This is a genomic window from Pigmentiphaga sp. GD03639, from assembly GCF_029845405.1.
Lineage (GTDB): Bacteria > Pseudomonadota > Gammaproteobacteria > Burkholderiales > Burkholderiaceae_B > Pigmentiphaga > Pigmentiphaga daeguensis.
This window is the reverse complement of the sequence record NZ_JAOCLR010000070.1, coordinates 1-1,728: the sequence shown is the minus strand read 5'-3', so window position 1 is coordinate 1,728 and position 1,728 is coordinate 1. Positions and strand designations below refer to the sequence as shown.

At 62.8% G+C, this 1,728-nt stretch carries 2 protein-coding genes; both read right to left on the bottom strand.

Annotation, left to right across the window (positions count from 1 at the left end):
- Positions 1–311: 311 nt before the first annotated feature.
- A complete protein-coding gene (locus tag N5K27_RS28795; RefSeq protein WP_070401330.1) occupies positions 312–1,271 on the bottom strand; it encodes a LysR family transcriptional regulator in 960 nt (319 codons plus the stop codon).
- Positions 1,272–1,323: 52 nt separating this feature from the next.
- A partial coding sequence (locus tag N5K27_RS28790) for a tripartite tricarboxylate transporter substrate-binding protein (protein WP_279821002.1) occupies positions 1,324–1,728 on the bottom strand: 405 nt, incomplete at its 5' end.

Genomic DNA, 1,728 nt, shown 5'->3' with positions numbered 1-1,728 from the left:
GGTGGCAAGCTGTCGCACAACTTAGGACTTATGCGACGGGTGCGATTTTTTGGATACACAATTGTGTATCCATGCGATACTGTCGCCTTATGTCGAGCAAAGACGTTGGCCTCCGTATCCGTGTTGGGCGTCATTGCACATCCCGGAGCGTGACATCATCAACCCGGCCTGCGATCCCATGCACAACGGCAAACTCATCCACACCACCCGCCGTACGCTCCCCGGGTAGCTCAGCGAGGAAACTCTCCGGAAAAGAAAACTTCCGCCGACCAGGATTTCCCATCCTGACGCGAGATCCTGGTGCTCTATCTTTAATGGTCTCTGGCGTGGACTTGATTAGCGCCGGCCGGGTTTTTTTCACCATCGTCCGCGGCGGGTGCCGTCGGCTGGCCCGCGCCCGCTTTGCGGACGATCTCGTACAGCGTGAACGCGTGCCTGGACAACACCCTGTGCTTGTGGCGGATCAACAATATGGTCTGCGTGGGCGGTTTTTCCTGGATATCGACGATCGCCACCTTGTCCGCGACGTCCAGCGCCTCCAGACAGGGCGGGCACAGCGACAACAGGTCGGAGCGCTTCACATGCGCGATCGCGTCGACAAACGAGTCGCAATGCATGGCGACCCTGGGGCCGCCCAGCCCGTATCTCCGGAACATTTGCGCAAGGCTGGAGCCGCCGCGGTCCAGCGGACCGTTGACGATCCATTCGGCGTCGGCAAGCTCGCTCAGGCGGGTCGCATGCCTGAGCGGGTTCGAAGCCCTGGCCACAATGACGGACTGATGGCTGGAAAGCACATCGACCGCCAGGGAATCGTCCAGGATCGCATCGAAAACCGGACAGATGATGAATTCGACGGTCCCCGCCATCAAGGCGGCCAGCAATTCGGAATACGGGCCATTGCGGCACCGGACCATGACGTCCCCGTGCCGCCCCCGGAATTCTTCGAGCGCGGGCGGCGCCACCACCAGCGCGGCCAGCGGCGAGGCGCCGATCGAGACGACGGGCCGCCCCTGCATTTTCATGGACGCCTCGGTTTCGACCCGGGCCACCTCGGAAAGAATCAGCCGCGCCCGCGGAAGCAGGTGCTCGCCGCTGGGTGTCAGGGTAATGCCGCGCGAGTTCCTGACCAGCAGCTCAGTGCCCAGGGAAATTTCCAGCCGCTTGATGGACTTGGTCAGCGAAACCTGGCTTTGCTGGCCATGCAAGGCGGCACGCCGCAGGCTGCCGTGCTCGACGGCCAGAACGAAATCCCGCAGCTGCTGAAGCGTCAATTCGATTCTTCCCGAAAATACGCGACCGCACTGGCCAGGCCGCCCCTTCCGGCTATTGGGCCTGAAGGTTCATGGCTCTCAGGGTCTGCTTCCAGCGCTCGGCCTCGCCGCGCAGCAGGGTGTCGGTTTGCGCGGCTGTATTGGACTGCGTCACGTACACACCAAGGTCCCGCAAGCGCTGCTTGACACCCGGGTCGGCGATCGCCTGGTTCAAGGCTTTGTTGGCCACGGCGACCGCTTCGTCCGGCGTGCCGGCCGGCGCCACCATCGCGTACCACGACAATACCTGGGCCTCGGGGAATCCGGCTTCCTTCAGGGTGGGGACATCCGGAATCTCGCTGACCCGCTCGGGGGCGACTACCGCGAGCGCAGTCAGTTTACCGTCTTTCAGGTAAGGCAGCGCAGTGCTCAGGGGCAGCATGGCGAAAGACAGCTTGCCTTTGAGCAGCTCGGGCAT